The sequence below is a fragment of the Enterobacter sp. D2 genome (assembly GCF_034427575.1).
Classification (GTDB): Bacteria; Pseudomonadota; Gammaproteobacteria; order Enterobacterales; family Enterobacteriaceae; genus Enterobacter; species Enterobacter cloacae_M.
In genome coordinates this window covers 374000-386464 of record NZ_JAXQPP010000001.1, presented here as the reverse complement: position 1 = coordinate 386464, position 12465 = coordinate 374000, and the positions used below count along the sequence as shown (strand labels likewise).

The 12465-nt window shown below is 54.4% G+C and carries 10 protein-coding genes and 7 tRNA genes; 16 read left to right on the top strand and 1 reads right to left on the bottom strand.

All coding sequences use genetic code 11. The features are described 5' to 3' along the window. Window positions 1-108 precede the first annotated feature (108 nt). The 12 genes from nagB to SPG90_RS01785 all read left to right on the top strand — a co-directional run bounded on the left by nagB (window position 109) and on the right by SPG90_RS01785 (window position 6976). On the top strand, window positions 109-909 hold the full coding sequence (nagB, locus tag SPG90_RS01840; protein WP_023310765.1) for a glucosamine-6-phosphate deaminase: 801 nt from the start codon (window positions 109-111) through the stop codon (window positions 907-909). A 56-nt stretch (window positions 910-965) separates the two neighbouring features. Continuing rightward, window positions 966-2114 carry an N-acetylglucosamine-6-phosphate deacetylase gene (gene nagA / locus SPG90_RS01835; protein WP_126302889.1) on the top strand — a complete coding sequence of 383 codons (1149 nt, stop codon included), beginning with the start codon at window positions 966-968 and terminating at the stop codon, window positions 2112-2114. Between the two features lie 8 nt (window positions 2115-2122). Continuing rightward, the gene (gene nagC / locus SPG90_RS01830; protein WP_021242995.1) at window positions 2123-3343 is read left to right on the top strand and encodes a DNA-binding transcriptional regulator NagC; all 1221 of its coding nucleotides are present in this window, start codon (window positions 2123-2125) and stop codon (window positions 3341-3343) included. Window positions 3344-3388: 45 nt separating this feature from the next. After that, window positions 3389-4141: a ribonucleotide monophosphatase NagD gene (gene nagD / locus SPG90_RS01825; RefSeq protein WP_023310763.1), complete on the top strand. Its 753-nt coding sequence runs from the start codon at window positions 3389-3391 to the stop codon at window positions 4139-4141. A gap of 249 nt (window positions 4142-4390) precedes the next feature. Next, entirely contained in the window at window positions 4391-6055 is a 1665-nt protein-coding gene (gene asnB / locus SPG90_RS01820; RefSeq protein WP_045402165.1) for an asparagine synthase B, read from the top strand. 226 nt (window positions 6056-6281) lie between these two features. Next, window positions 6282-6358: transfer RNA gene (locus SPG90_RS01815), tRNA-Met, on the top strand. An 8-nt stretch (window positions 6359-6366) separates the two neighbouring features. After that, window positions 6367-6451: transfer RNA gene (locus SPG90_RS01810), tRNA-Leu, on the top strand. 23 nt (window positions 6452-6474) lie between these two features. Then, a tRNA-Gln gene (locus SPG90_RS01805) sits at window positions 6475-6549 on the top strand. Window positions 6550-6581: 32 nt separating this feature from the next. Then, window positions 6582-6656: transfer RNA gene (locus SPG90_RS01800), tRNA-Gln, on the top strand. Window positions 6657-6673: 17 nt separating this feature from the next. After that, window positions 6674-6750, top strand: a tRNA-Met gene (locus SPG90_RS01795). A gap of 40 nt (window positions 6751-6790) precedes the next feature. Next, window positions 6791-6865, top strand: a tRNA-Gln gene (locus SPG90_RS01790). Window positions 6866-6901: 36 nt separating this feature from the next. Continuing rightward, window positions 6902-6976: transfer RNA gene (locus tag SPG90_RS01785), tRNA-Gln, on the top strand. A gap of 109 nt (window positions 6977-7085) precedes the next feature. Here SPG90_RS01785 and ubiF read toward each other — a convergent pair. Then, entirely contained in the window at window positions 7086-8261 is a 1176-nt protein-coding gene (ubiF, locus tag SPG90_RS01780) for a 3-demethoxyubiquinol 3-hydroxylase (protein ID WP_126302890.1), read from the bottom strand. Between the two features lie 135 nt (window positions 8262-8396). Here ubiF and miaB point away from each other — a divergent pair, with 135 nt between their 5' ends. From miaB to corC, 4 genes are all read left to right on the top strand, one after another. Next, on the top strand, window positions 8397-9821 hold the full coding sequence (gene miaB / locus SPG90_RS01775; protein WP_023310760.1) for a tRNA (N6-isopentenyl adenosine(37)-C2)-methylthiotransferase MiaB: 1425 nt from the start codon (window positions 8397-8399) through the stop codon (window positions 9819-9821). 163 nt (window positions 9822-9984) lie between these two features. Then, window positions 9985-11031 (top strand): PhoH family protein, encoded by a 1047-nt coding sequence (locus tag SPG90_RS01770; protein WP_023310759.1) that lies wholly within the window; start codon window positions 9985-9987, stop codon window positions 11029-11031. After that, window positions 11028-11495, top strand: a complete 468-nt coding sequence (gene ybeY / locus SPG90_RS01765) for an rRNA maturation RNase YbeY (protein ID WP_008501052.1) — start codon at window positions 11028-11030, stop codon at window positions 11493-11495. The genes SPG90_RS01770 and ybeY overlap by 4 nt, the downstream gene beginning before the upstream one ends. Before the next feature lie 89 nt (window positions 11496-11584). Next, the gene (gene corC / locus SPG90_RS01760) at window positions 11585-12463 is read left to right on the top strand and encodes a CNNM family magnesium/cobalt transport protein CorC (RefSeq protein ID WP_126302986.1); all 879 of its coding nucleotides are present in this window, start codon (window positions 11585-11587) and stop codon (window positions 12461-12463) included. Window positions 12464-12465 lie beyond the last annotated feature (2 nt).

Sequence of the window (12465 nt, the reverse complement as noted above, 5' to 3'; positions counted from 1 at the left end):
AAAAAATCAAGACGGATTGATCCGGCCTGAAAGTTTCCAGGTTACGCTTAAGTATCAGGTCCCGATAGCCATCCGCCCACTCTTCTACTTAAACTCTTGAGGTGAACAATGAGACTGATTCCCCTGGCAACTGCTGAACAAGTCGGTAAATGGGCCGCTCGCCATATCGTTAACCGTATTAACGCCTTTAAACCGACCGCAGATCGTCCTTTCGTTCTTGGACTTCCGACAGGCGGCACGCCGCTGACCGCCTATAAGGCGCTGGTTGAGATGCATAAAGCAGGCCAGGTTAGCTTCAAACATGTTGTAACCTTCAATATGGATGAATACGTTGGCTTACCGAAAGACCACCCGGAAAGCTACCATAGCTTTATGCACCGCAATTTCTTTGATCACGTTGATATTCCATCTGAAAATATTAACCTGCTGAATGGAAACGCGCCTGATATTGACGCAGAATGCCGTCAGTATGAAGAAAAAATCCGTTCTTACGGTAAGATCCACCTGTTCATGGGTGGCGTAGGCAATGATGGTCATATTGCGTTTAACGAACCGGCGTCATCTCTGGCTTCCCGCACCCGTATTAAAACGCTGACCCATGACACGCGCGTGGCAAACTCCCGCTTCTTTGACGGCGATGTTAACCAGGTTCCAAAATACGCCCTGACCGTAGGCGTAGGCACCCTGCTGGATGCCGAAGAAGTGATGATTCTGGTGCTGGGCGGCGTGAAAGCGCAAGCGCTCCAGGCTGCCGTTGAAGGCAACGTAAACCATATGTGGACCATCAGCTGCCTGCAGCTGCATCCGAAATCAGTCATCGTCTGTGACGAACCGTCCACGATGGAGCTGAAGGTTAAAACGCTGAAATACTTCAACGAGTTAGAAGCTGAGAATATCAAAGGTCTGTAATTGAATAACCGCCTCTTCATCAAGAGGCGGCCGCTTTTTTTTAACCGGGGGTCGTTATGTACGCTTTAACCCACGGTCGGATTTATACCGGCCATGAAATTCTGGATGACCATGCGATTGTTATCGCTGATGGCCTGATTGAACGTGTTTGCCCGCTGGCAGAACTGCCGCCGGAGATTGAACAGCGCTCACTCAATGGAGCAGTAATCTCCCCCGGTTTCATCGACGTACAGCTCAACGGCTGCGGCGGTGTGCAATTCAATGACACCGCGGATGCGGTGACGGTCGAAACGCTGGAGATCATGCAGAAAGCCAACGAGAAATCGGGCTGCACCAGCTATTTGCCAACGCTCATCACCAGCAGTGATGACCTCATGAAGCAGGGTATCCGCGTGATGCGCGAATACCTGGCCAAACACCCTAACCAGGCGCTGGGTCTGCACCTTGAAGGGCCATGGCTGAATATGGTCAAGAAAGGAACGCATAACCCGAATTACGTGCGTAAACCTGATGCGGAGCTGGTTGACTACATGTGTGCGAACGCCGATGTGATCGTCAAAGTGACGCTGGCGCCTGAAATGACGGGTACGGATGTCATCAGCAAACTGGCTGGTGCCGGGATTATCGTTTCAGCAGGTCACTCAAACGCGACGATGAAAGAAGCGAAAGCCGGTTTCCGCGCAGGCATTACCTTCGCAACGCACCTTTACAACGCCATGCCGTATATCACAGGCCGTGAACCGGGTCTGGTCGGGGCGATTCTGGATGAGCCAGACGTCTACTGCGGCATTATTGCTGACGGCATGCATGTCGATTACACCAACATCCGCAACGCTAAGCGGCTGAAAGGTGACAAGCTTTGTCTGGTGACGGATGCCACCGCACCGGCAGGTGCAAATATTGAGCAGTTCATTTTTGCCGGTAAAACAATATACTACCGCAATGGACTGTGTGTGGATGAAAACGGTACGCTGAGCGGTTCCTCTTTGACCATGATTGAAGGGGTGCGTAACCTGGTTGAACATTGCGGGATTGCGCTTGATGAAGTCCTGCGTATGGCAACCCTTTATCCGGCTCGCGCAATGGGCGTGGATAAACTGCTTGGCGGAATTGCACCAGGTATGGTTGCAAACCTGACGGCATTCACACACGATTATAAAATTATTAAGACCATCGTTAATGGTAACGAGGTCGTCACTGAGTAAGTAAAAGTATGACACCTGGCGGACAAGCTCAAATCGGTAATGTCGATCTCGTTAAACAACTTAACAGTGCGGCGGTATACCGCCTGATTGACCAGCACGGACCAATCTCGCGAATTCAGATAGCCGAACAAAGCCAGCTTGCTCCCGCCAGCGTGACAAAAATTACCCGCCAGCTCATTGAGCGCGGTCTGATCAAAGAAGTCGATCAGCAGGCCTCCACCGGGGGCCGCCGCGCCATCTCCATTATCACCGAAACCCGCAATTTTCAGGCCATTGGCGTCCGTCTGGGCCGTCATGACACCACGCTTACGCTTTACGATCTGAGCAGTAAAGCCATTGCGGAAGAGCACTACCCTCTTCCGGAGCGTACCCAGGAGACGCTGGAGCATGCGCTGCTGAATACCATCGCGCAGTTTATTGAAAGCTGTCAGCGCAAGATCCGCGAACTCATCGCCATCTCCGTGATTCTGCCCGGCCTGGTCGACCCCGAAAGCGGAGTTATCCGCTATATGCCGCACATTCAGGTTGAAAACTGGGGGCTGGTAGACGCGCTGGAAAAGCGTTTTAAAGTGACCTGCTTTGTGGGCCACGACATTCGCTCGCTGGCGCTGGCAGAGCACTACTTTGGTGCGAGCCAGGACTGCGAAGACTCTATTCTGGTGCGCGTTCACCGCGGAACGGGCGCCGGTATTATCTCTAACGGCCGTATTTTTATTGGCCGCAACGGTAACGTCGGCGAGATTGGCCACATTCAGGTTGAGCCCCTCGGGGAGCGCTGCCACTGCGGCAACTTCGGCTGTCTTGAAACGATTGCCGCCAACACTGCCATTGAGCAGCGCGTTCGCCATCTCCTTGAACAGGGTTACCAAAGCCGCGTCACGCTGGACGATTGCAAAATTGGCACCATCTGCAAAGCCGCCAATAAGGGTGACGCGCTGGCCTGCGAAGTGATCGAGCAGGTAGGCCGTCATCTGGGGAAAACCATCGCCATCGCCATTAACCTGTTTAACCCACAAAAAGTGGTGATCGCCGGTGAAATTGTGGAGGCGGAAAAGGTGCTGCTCCCCGCCATTGAAGGCTGTATTAACACCCAGGCGCTGAAAGCATTCCGCCAGAACCTCCCGGTGGTTCGTTCAAAGCTTGACCATCGCTCGGCGATCGGCGCGTTCGCGCTGGTCAAACGCGCCATGCTCAACGGAATTCTGCTGCAGCATTTGCTGGAAAGTTGATCGGACCTTATAGTAACGCCTTCTTTTTTTGATGTCGGACTGTCCATGACCATTAAGAATGTAATTTGTGATATCGACGGCGTGCTGATGCACGACAACGTTGCCGTGCCGGGTGCTGCGGAGTTTCTACACCGCATCATCGACAAAGGAATGCCTCTGGTTCTGCTCACGAACTACCCTTCCCAAACCGGTCAGGATCTGGCTAACCGCTTTGCCACGGCGGGCGTCGACGTTCCGGACAGCGTGTTTTATACCTCGGCAATGGCCACGGCGGACTTTCTTAAGCGTCAGGAAGGGAAAAAAGCCTACGTGGTGGGTGAAGGTGCACTGATACACGAGCTGTACAAAGCTGGCTTTACCATCACTGACGTGAACCCGGACTTTGTGATTGTCGGCGAAACGCGCTCCTTTAACTGGGAGATGATGCATAAGGCAGCATACTTTGTCGCCAGCGGCGCGCGCTTTATCGCTACCAACCCGGATACGCACGGCCGTGGTTTTTATCCGGCCTGCGGCGCGCTGTGCGCCGGTATCGAAAAAATCTCAGGTCGTCAGCCGTTTGTGGTCGGTAAACCGAGCCCGTGGATCATTCGTGCCGCGCTCAACAAGATGCAGGCCCACTCTGAAGAAACCGTTATTGTCGGCGACAACCTGCGCACCGATATTCTGGCCGGATTTCAGGCGGGTCTGGAGACGATTCTGGTCCTCTCCGGCGTCTCTCAACTTGATGACATTGATTCGATGCCGTTCCGGCCAAGCTGGATTTACCCCTCCGTCGATGAAATCGACATCATCTGATACCGCACCACGCCACAGGGCGTGGTTTTTCATTTATAGCCTACACAAACAGAACACCATCTAACAAAAAACACGTTTTATTGCACAATCATCAATAAAAGAATCCATGACGTACTCTTTTTTCACTATTCCGCAATCACTATTGCACTATTTCCGTTTTCACCCGTAAAACGCTTGCGCGCCCTGCTCCTTTGCGGCATTTTCATAAGCAAGCAACATTACAAAGCAACAGGGTTAACGGAGAAGGTTATGTGTTCAATTTTTGGCGTACTGGATATTAAAACTGACGCGGGCGAACTGCGTAAAAAGGCACTCGAACTGTCCCGCCTGATGCGCCACCGCGGTCCGGACTGGTCAGGCGTTTACGCCAGTGACAAAGCGATTCTGGCTCACGAACGTCTGTCTATTGTTGACGTCAACGCCGGTGCACAGCCGCTGTATAACGAGAAAAAAACGCACGCGCTGGCTGTCAACGGTGAAATCTACAACCACCAGGTGCTGCGCGCCGAATACGGCGACCGCTACGCGTTCCAGACCGGTTCTGACTGTGAAGTGATCCTGGCGCTGTATCAGGAGAAAGGGCCCGAGTTCCTGGACGACCTGCAGGGCATGTTTGCCTTCGCCCTGTACGACAGCGAAAAAGACGCTTACCTCATTGGCCGTGACCATATCGGCATTATCCCGCTGTACATGGGCCACGATGAGCACGGCAACTTCTACGTCGCCTCTGAAATGAAAGCCCTGGTGCCGGTCTGCCGCACCATTAAAGAGTTCCCGGCGGGCAGCTATCTGTGGAGCAAAGACGGCGAAATCCGCTCCTATTACCAGCGCGACTGGTTCGACTATGATGCGGTGAAAGACAACGTCACGGACAAAGCCGAGCTGCGTCAGGCCCTGGAAGATTCCGTGAAAAGCCACCTGATGTCCGACGTGCCGTACGGCGTGCTGCTCTCCGGCGGTCTGGACTCCTCCGTGATCTCCGCGATCACCAAGAAATTCGCGGCCCGTCGCGTGGAAGATCAGGAGCGCTCAGAAGCCTGGTGGCCACAGCTGCACTCTTTTGCCGTTGGCCTGGAAGGGGCACCCGACCTGAAAGCCGCGCAGGAAGTGGCGAACCACCTCGGCACCGTGCACCATGAGATTCACTTCACCGTGCAGGAAGGTCTGGATGCGATCCGCGATGTGATCTATCACATTGAAACCTATGACGTGACCACCATCCGCGCCTCAACGCCGATGTACCTGATGTCGCGTAAGATCAAAGCGATGGGCATCAAGATGGTGCTCTCCGGTGAAGGGTCTGACGAAGTGTTTGGCGGCTACCTGTACTTCCACAAGGCGCCGAACGCCAAAGAGCTGCACGAAGAGACCGTGCGCAAGCTGCAGGCGCTGCACATGTTCGACTGTGCGCGTGCCAACAAAGCGATGTCGGCCTGGGGCGTGGAAGCGCGCGTGCCGTTCCTCGATAAGAAATTCCTCGACGTGGCGATGCGCATCAACCCGCAGGACAAGATGTGCGGCAACGGCAAAATGGAAAAACATATCCTGCGTGAGTGTTTTGAATCCTACCTGCCGGCGAGCGTGGCATGGCGTCAGAAAGAGCAGTTCTCTGATGGCGTAGGCTATAGCTGGATCGACACCCTGAAAGAGGTCGCGGCGAAACAGGTTTCTGACCAACAGCTGGAAACCGCGAGCTTCCGCTTCCCGTACAACACGCCGGGCTCGAAAGAGGCCTATCTGTATCGTGAAATTTTTGAAGAGCTGTTCCCGGTACCGAGCGCCGCGGAGTGCGTACCGGGTGGCCCGTCCGTCGCCTGCTCTTCTGCCAAAGCGATTGAATGGGATGAATCTTTCAAATCCATGAACGATCCGTCAGGACGCGCGGTAGGCGTTCATCAGTCAGCCTACAAATAATCACTCAGATCGCAATCGGGCCCCTCAGGGGCCTGATTTTTTTGCCTCGTATTTCACCGTCTAAATCTGATTAATAACCAATAATTGCCGAATATTCGGTCACGCTGTTCGCAACCTAACCAAACAGTCACATTCCGGCTATTTTCGTTGAAAAAGGTGTTGACGCTGCAAGGGTCTATACGCATAATGCGCCCCGCAACGCCGATAAGGTAACGCGAAAAAAGATGGCTACGTAGCTCAGTTGGTTAGAGCACATCACTCATAATGATGGGGTCACAGGTTCGAATCCCGTCGTAGCCACCATCTTTTTTGCGGGAGTGGCGAAATTGGTAGACGCACCAGATTTAGGTTCTGGCGCCGCAAGGTGTGCGAGTTCAAGTCTCGCCTCCCGCACCATTCCCGGGTAAGCGTTGCACGGATGGGGTATCGCCAAGCGGTAAGGCACCGGTTTTTGATACCGGCATTCCCTGGTTCGAATCCAGGTACCCCAGCCATATTTCTTCGATTTTGCGGTTCTCCGCGGTATTGGGGTATCGCCAAGCGGTAAGGCACCGGTTTTTGATACCGGCATTCCCTGGTTCGAATCCAGGTACCCCAGCCATCGAAGATTGCAGTACTGGCTACGTAGCTCAGTTGGTTAGAGCACATCACTCATAATGATGGGGTCACAGGTTCGAATCCCGTCGTAGCCACCAAATTAAGATTATCGATTTTTCGGTAATCAAGACAAATTGTTGGGGTATCGCCAAGCGGTAAGGCACCGGATTCTGATTCCGGCATTCCGAGGTTCGAATCCTCGTACCCCAGCCAATTTAAAAAGTCGTTAAGCAGTTTGTTTAACGCAATTGGGGTGTCGCCAAGCGGTAAGGCTCTGGTTTCTGATACCAGCATTCCGGGGTTCGAATCCCTGCACCCCAGCCACTTAAGTAACAAAAAAGCCCGCTCTGCGGGCTTTTTTGTTTTTGTTGTTAGTATTGTGCAGCCTGATGCCCTCACCCTGCCCCTCTCCCACGGGGAGAGGGAATGAAAACTAAAGTCCTAAGGCGTATTTCAGCGCCTGACGCTTCAAACCACCTGCACGCTCCGCTGCCATCAATCCAATATTACGCAGAATGCGCACCGGGGCTAAGTCATTGCTGAACCCGGCATAGAACAGATCCATCCCCGACTGCATAATAAAGTTATCCGCCATGCGTCGCGTCTGGTAACGCTTCAGAATCTGATGGCTGGCCCAGTTTTCCGCGTGCCCGCGGGCGCTGCTCAGCACATCCAGTAACGCATCGACATCACGGTACCCCAGATTCACGCCCTGCCCGGCCAGCGGATGAATGGTGTGCGCTGCATCGCCCACCAGCGCCAGCCCTTCACGGGCATACTGCAAAGCATGGCGCCGAGTGAGGGGAAACGCCCCGGCAGCCACCGGCGTAACGTTGCCCAGACGGCTCGGAAAATGCAGGCGAATTTCCCGCTGCAATTGTTCCATTGAAAGCCCCTGCAGCTGGCGAATGCGTGCCGGTTTGTCATACCAGACCAGCGATGCCCAGTTATCAAACAGCGGCAAAAAGGCATGCGGGCCATTCGGCGTAAAGTGCTGCCACGTGCTTTCTCCCGGCGCATTCTCGCACTCGACGGTAATCAGCATGCAGGACTGCTCATACTGCCAGGCATGAACGCCAATTCCCGCCATCTGTCTGACCTGCGAGTTAGCGCCGTCCGCTCCGACGACGAGCTTCACGGCCAGTTCATCGCCGCTGTCGAGCGTCAGCGAATACCCGCTCTCCTGAGGATGCAGAGCCTTAATCGACGCCGGAACGCGCAGCGTCACCTTCGGGTGCGCCTCCAGCACCTGCCAGAGCGCCTGCTGAAGCACGTTGTTTTCCACCATATAACCCAGGCGCGGCAGCTTTAGCTCAGCGGCATCAAACGCGACGTGGGCATTTTCCCACTCCCAGGTTTCAAGACGGCTATAAGGATGGGCGCGCATCGCCAGCACCGCCTCCCAGACGCCCAGCGCGCGCAGCAGATCGACGGACGCCGCGCTGATAGCGGAAATGCGCACATCCGGTTTGCTGGCGGGATCGAAGGCCAGCGGTGCAGCCTGTTCGATTACCGTTACCTCAAATCCCTGCTGCGCCAGCCCCAGCGCCAGCGCGCCGCCGACCATACCGCCGCCGACAACGGCAACTTCAGTGTGTAGGAGTGTCATGGTCAATTTTCCTTATTGGAGAATCCCTTAAGTTTACCGGATTTTTGCGGTCCTGAGACACATAACCTTCATACTGGTCACAACCCCACCAAAGCATTACAATACGCGGCTTGCAATCCTGAGCTGAGCAAGTCGATGACTAAAAAACTCCATATAAAAACCTGGGGCTGTCAGATGAACGAATACGATTCATCCAAGATGGCCGATCTGCTGGATTCAACCCACGGATACCAGCTGACAGAAAATGTGAAAGAAGCGGACGTGCTGCTGCTGAACACCTGTTCGATTCGTGAAAAAGCGCAGGAAAAAGTCTTTCACGTGTTAGGCCGCTGGAAGCTTCTCAAGCGAAAAAATCCGGACCTGATCATCGGCGTGGGTGGCTGCGTTGCGTCGCAGGAAGGTAAGCTGATCCGCCAGAGAGCCCCGTATGTGGATATTGTCTTTGGCCCTCAGACCCTGCACCGCCTGCCGGAGATGATCAATCAGGTTCGCGGCAGCCGCAGCCCGGTCGTTGACGTCAGCTTCCCGGAAATCGAAAAGTTTGACCGTCTGCCAGAGCCGCGCGCCGATGGCCCGACCGCCTTCGTCTCCATCATGGAAGGCTGCAACAAATACTGCACTTACTGCGTGGTGCCTTACACCCGCGGTGAAGAAGTCAGCCGTCCGGCAGACGATATTCTGTTTGAAATTGCGCAGCTTGCCGCACAGGGCGTTCGCGAAGTGAATCTGCTGGGCCAGAACGTAAACGCCTGGCGCGGGGAAAACTACGACGGCACCACCGGCAGCTTTGCCGAGCTGCTGCGTCTGGTGGCCGCGATTGACGGTATAGACCGCATTCGCTTTACCACCAGCCACCCGATGGAGTTTACCGACGACATCATTGACGTGTATCGCGATACGCCAGAGCTGGTGAGCTTCCTGCACCTGCCGATTCAGTGTGGCTCTGACCGCGTGCTGAACCTGATGGGCCGCCCGCATACGGTGCTGGAGTACAAGTCCACCATTCGCAAGCTGCGTGAAGCGCGTCCGGATATCCAGATCAGCTCCGACTTTATCGTCGGCTTCCCTGGCGAAACCGCTGATGACTTCGAGCGCACCATGAAGCTCATCGGTGAAGTGAATTTTGACGTCAGCTACAGCTTCATCTTCTCTGCGCGTCCTGGAACACCTGCGGCCGATATGGTTGACGATGTGCCGGAAGAAGAGAAAAAGCAGCGTCTGTATATTCTGCAGGAGCGTATTAACCAGCAGGCCAACGCGTGGAGCCGCCGTATGCTCGGCACCGTTCAGCGCATTCTGGTGGAAGGCACCTCCCGCAAGAGCATTATGGAACTCTCCGGTCGTACCGAAAACAACCGCGTGGTGAACTTTGAGGGCACCCCGGATATGATCGGTAAATTCGTGGACGTCGAGATTGTTGAAGTGCTGACCAACTCGCTGCGCGCGAAGCTGGTACGCACCGAGGACGAAATGGGCCTGCGTATTGCCGAGTCACCGGAATCCGTGATCTCTCGTACCCGTAAAGAAAACGATTCTGGCGTGGGGATTTACCAGCCTTAATCCTCCTGGCCTGCCTTTCCGGCAGGCCTTGTATTTCCTCTCATCGTCCCCAATATCTTCCGCAACGCTTGCGCCTTTATTCTGCGGCGTGAATAATTTCGGTAATGACCGTTTTATTACGCCCTATCGCAATGGGTCAGTTAAACAATTAAAGAGGAACAGTTTGAATATAGATACGCGTGAAATTAGCCTTGAGCCAGCAGACAACGCTCGCCTGCTGAGCCTGTGCGGGCCGTTTGATGACAACATCAAACAACTGGAGCGACGTCTGGGTATCGAAATCAATCGTCGCGATAATCATTTCAAACTTACCGGACGCCCTATCTGCGTCAACGCCGCTGCGGACATTCTGCGTAGCCTGTATGTTGATACCGCCCCAATGCGCGGCGAAACGCAGGATATCGAGCCGGAACAGATCCACCTCGCCATTAAAGAGGCGCGCGTGCTTGAGCAAAGCGCGGAAAGCGTGCCGGACTACGGTAAGGCAATCAATATCAAGACCAAACGTGGCGTCATTAAGCCGCGTACGCCAAACCAGGCGCAGTACATCGCCAATATCCTGGACCACGACATCACCTTCGGCGTGGGTCCGGCGGGTACGGGTAAAACCTATCTGGCCGTTGCCGCTGCGGTAGATGCGCTGGAACGCCAGGAGATACGTCGCATCCTGCTGACCCGCCCTGCCGTCGAAGCGGGCGAAAAGCTGGGCTTCCTGCCGGGCGATCTGAGTCAAAAGGTCGACCCGTATCTGCGTCCTTTATACGATGCGCTGTTCGAGATGCTCGGCTTTGAGAAGGTTGAGAAGCTCATTGAGCGTAACGTTATCGAAGTTGCCCCGCTCGCCTACATGCGCGGTCGTACGCTGAACGATGCGTTCATCATTCTCGATGAGAGCCAGAACACCACCATCGAACAGATGAAGATGTTTCTGACGCGTATCGGCTTTAACTCGAAAGCGGTCATTACCGGTGACGTCACCCAGATCGACCTGCCGCGCAGCACCAAATCAGGACTGCGCCACGCGATTGAGGTGCTGGCCGAGGTCGATGAAATCAGCTTTAACTTCTTCCACAGTGAAGACGTGGTACGCCACCCGGTGGTCGCGCGTATCGTTAACGCCTATGAAGCCTGGGAAGAGGCGGATCAGAAGCGTAAGGCCGAACTGGCCGCAGAACGTAAGCGCGAAGCGCAGGAGCAAGAACAGAAATGAGTCAGGTGATCCTCGATTTACAGCTGGCCTGTGAAGACAATTCCGGCATGCCAGATGAGGCACAGTTTCAGAAATGGCTGGATGCCGTTATTCCTCAGTTTCAGGAAGAATCAGAAGTTACGATTCGCCTGGTGGATGAAGCAGAAAGCCATGAGCTTAACCTGACCTATCGCGGGAAAGATAAGCCGACCAACGTGCTCTCTTTCCCGTTTGAAGCGCCTCCGGGCATTGAGATGCCGCTGCTGGGCGATCTGATCATCTGCCGTCAGGTGGTTGAACAGGAAGCGAAAGAGCAGCAAAAGCCGCTTGAGGCCCACTGGGCGCATATGGTGGTACACGGCAGCCTGCATCTGCTCGGCTACGATCACATTGAAGATGACGAAGCGGAAGAGATGGAGTCCCTCGAGACAGAGATAATGCTTGCTCTGGGCTATGAGGATCCGTACATTGCCGAGAAAGAATAGTCCGTCACCTGACTGACTCCCCTGCCGCCACGAAAGGATATCGCGTGGCGGTAAACGTTGAACTAACAAGAGAACCCTTAACAAACGCCATGAGCGACGACAATTCACACAGTAGCGACCCGACAACCAGTAAAAAGGGATTTTTCTCCCTCATTCTGAACCAGCTTTTCCACGGCGAACCCAAAAACCGTGATGAACTGCTGGAGCTGATTCGTGATTCCGGGCAGAACGACCTTATCGACGAAGATACGCGCGAAATGCTCGAAGGGGTCATGGACATCGCCGACCAGCGCGTTCGCGATATCATGATCCCCCGCTCGCAGATGATCACCCTGAAACGTAACCAAACCCTGGACGAGTGCCTCGATGTCATCATCGAATCCGCCCACTCGCGTTTCCCGGTCATCAGCGAAGACAAAGATCACATCGAAGGGATTTTAATGGCGAAAGATCTGCTGCCGTTTATGCGCAGCGATGCCGAAGCCTTCAGCATGGAAAAAGTGTTACGCCAGGCCGTGGTTGTACCGGAAAGTAAACGTGTGGATCGGATGCTGAAAGAGTTTCGCTCTCAGCGTTACCACATGGCGATTGTTATTGATGAATTTGGTGGCGTTTCCGGTCTGGTCACGATCGAGGATATTCTTGAGCTGATCGTGGGCGAAATCGAAGACGAGTACGACGAAGAAGAAGATATCGACTTCCGTCAGCTCAGCCGTCACACCTGGACCGTTCGTGCGCTGGCCTCCATTGAGGACTTCAACGACGCCTTCGGGACCCACTTCAGCGATGAAGAGGTCGATACCATTGGCGGGCTGGTGATGCAGGCCTTTGGCCACCTCCCTGCGCGCGGTGAGACTGTTGACATCGACGGTTACCAGTTCAAAGTGGCAATGGCCGACAGCCGACGTATTATACAGGTTCACGTCAGAACGCCGGACGATTCACCGGTGCCAAAACTGGAAGATTAATG

What these genes read in the sequence shown, in the direction of transcription:
- nagB (WP_023310765.1), top strand. Translation starts at nt 109, where the DNA reads ATGAGACTGATTCCCCTGGCAACTGCTGAACAAGTCGGTAAATGGGCC.
- nagA (WP_126302889.1), top strand. Translation starts at nt 966, where the DNA reads ATGTACGCTTTAACCCACGGTCGGATTTATACCGGCCATGAAATTCTG.
- nagC (WP_021242995.1), top strand. Translation starts at nt 2,123, where the DNA reads ATGACACCTGGCGGACAAGCTCAAATCGGTAATGTCGATCTCGTTAAA.
- nagD (WP_023310763.1), top strand. Translation starts at nt 3,389, where the DNA reads ATGACCATTAAGAATGTAATTTGTGATATCGACGGCGTGCTGATGCAC.
- asnB (WP_045402165.1), top strand. Translation starts at nt 4,391, where the DNA reads ATGTGTTCAATTTTTGGCGTACTGGATATTAAAACTGACGCGGGCGAA.
- ubiF (WP_126302890.1), bottom strand. Translation starts at nt 8,261, where the DNA reads ATGACACTCCTACACACTGAAGTTGCCGTTGTCGGCGGCGGTATGGTC.
- miaB (WP_023310760.1), top strand. Translation starts at nt 8,397, where the DNA reads ATGACTAAAAAACTCCATATAAAAACCTGGGGCTGTCAGATGAACGAA.
- ybeY (WP_008501052.1), top strand. Translation starts at nt 11,028, where the DNA reads ATGAGTCAGGTGATCCTCGATTTACAGCTGGCCTGTGAAGACAATTCC.
- corC (WP_126302986.1), top strand. Translation starts at nt 11,585, where the DNA reads ATGAGCGACGACAATTCACACAGTAGCGACCCGACAACCAGTAAAAAG.